Below are 1,672 nucleotides of genomic sequence, written 5' to 3'. Positions count from 1 at the left end.
TGTGGCGGCGATGTAGAAATGTCGCCGGTTCTGCAAAGTAGAAATGTCGCATTGGCCGTTCCAAAGGGCAGGGTGCAGCAAGTTAGAAATGCGACAATTAGGCGGACCCTGGCGCCGACGGAGCGCCCGATCGGGCGTAAGCTGGTCGGGGTTGCGCAGCCCGATCGGGTGCGGTTCCAGTAGGTTCCCCTCGGCTTTGGCTTTGAGAGCCGCTTCACTCGGCTGCGGCCAACCTTGCCAGTGCCTGTTCTCGCCGCGCGATGACAGCAGGATCGTTCATGAAATCCGTCCTGCGACCCGGCCTCGTTCCGCGCTTCTTGTAGGCGCTCTGCTCGCTGTTGGTCTTGATCTTCGGCGGAGGCCGCGCCTCGTCCTGCTGAGCCTTGATCCAGGTCAGCACTTCGCCGAGCCGCTTGTTCTCGGTGATCGCCGTGTGCGTGACGCGCTGCTCCTTGTCGAAGACGGTGTGGGGCAGGGAACACGCTCTCCACCGAACGTCCAGCCGACCGTCGGCGAACTCGTAGATATCGACGTATTTGCCGACCAGTCCGCACGAAAGCTCGTTCTTCTCCAGCATGATTTGCCTGCGCTCGTAGGAGAATGACAATTGCTGGCCGACATAGCGCTGCTCCCGCTTGCACAGCACGTCACGCAGCCGATCCGGCGCAACATTCAACGCGCGATGCAGATTGTCCGGTCGGGCAGAGACCTTGGCGAACCTCTCGTTGAAGTCGACCATGAACGCCGGTAGGAACGCATTGGCCGCCTCGATGTCCGATATGCCGGCGAGGCGCAGTTCCTTCACAAGACGGTCCTGCAGCGTCCGATTGACCCTTTCGACCCGGCCTTTGGCCTGGCTCGAATTGGCGCACAGGATCTCAATGTTGAGTTCTGACAAGGCGCGGCCGAACTGGGTCATGCCGCGGCCTGCCTTGGCATCCTTCTTGGCGACACGAAACACAGTGTGCTTATCGGAGTAGAATGCGACTGGGCAGCCGTGTGCCTTCAGATAGAGTTCCAGCGCCTCGAAGTAGCTGAAGGTGCTCTCCGACTTCACAAAGCGAAGCTGCTGGAGCTTGCTCGTGGCGTCGTCGATGAAGACGAGCAGGGTGCATGGATCGCCCCGCTCCTCGAACCAACGGTGATCACTGCCGTCGATCTGCACCAGCTCGCCATAAGATTCTCGACGCAAACGAGGCTGATGGAATGTCCGGCGCTGCTTGCGCGACAGCCAGATTCCGGCTTCCGCCATCCATTTGCGCAACGTCTCTCGCGACACGATCAGGCCGTGGTTCGCCGCCAACTTCTCGGCCGCCAAGGTCGGCCCGAAGTCGAGATAGTGTTCCCGAACCAGCCGAACCGCCAACTCACCGATGCCGGCGACATATCGATGGTTCGACGGTCGTCCTCGAGCCTTGTGCCGAAGTGCCGCGGCGCCTTCAGTCCGGAACGCCTTCAGCAGACGCTGGACCTGGCGCGTTGTCATATCCAGGACATGCGCCGCCGAGACAACCGTCATGCGCCGCTCCAAAACCTTCGACAGCACCTCGATGCGTTGCAGCTCGCGCTCGCTCATTAAGATCAGTCCCAACCCGCCGTCTCCCTCGCTCATCGGCGAGCAGGGCGACATTCCTACTTTGCGGAATCAAGACATTTCTATTTTGCGGCAATA

Annotated in this window: 1 protein-coding gene; it reads right to left on the bottom strand. The window is 60.6% G+C overall.

Translation table 11 applies throughout. The features are described from left to right. Nucleotides 1–214 precede the first annotated feature (214 nt). Complete coding sequence (locus tag FJ979_RS32360; protein ID WP_181172000.1) at nt 215–1,591, bottom strand: ISNCY family transposase; 1,377 nt, start codon at nt 1,589–1,591, stop codon at nt 215–217. Between the last annotated feature and the right edge of the window lie 81 nt (nt 1,592–1,672).

The sequence above is a fragment of the Mesorhizobium sp. B1-1-6 genome (assembly GCF_006443035.1).
Classification (GTDB): domain Bacteria; phylum Pseudomonadota; class Alphaproteobacteria; order Rhizobiales; family Rhizobiaceae; genus Mesorhizobium.
Note: the sequence above shows the minus strand (reverse complement) of the source record. Positions and strands in the feature narration are given on the sequence as shown.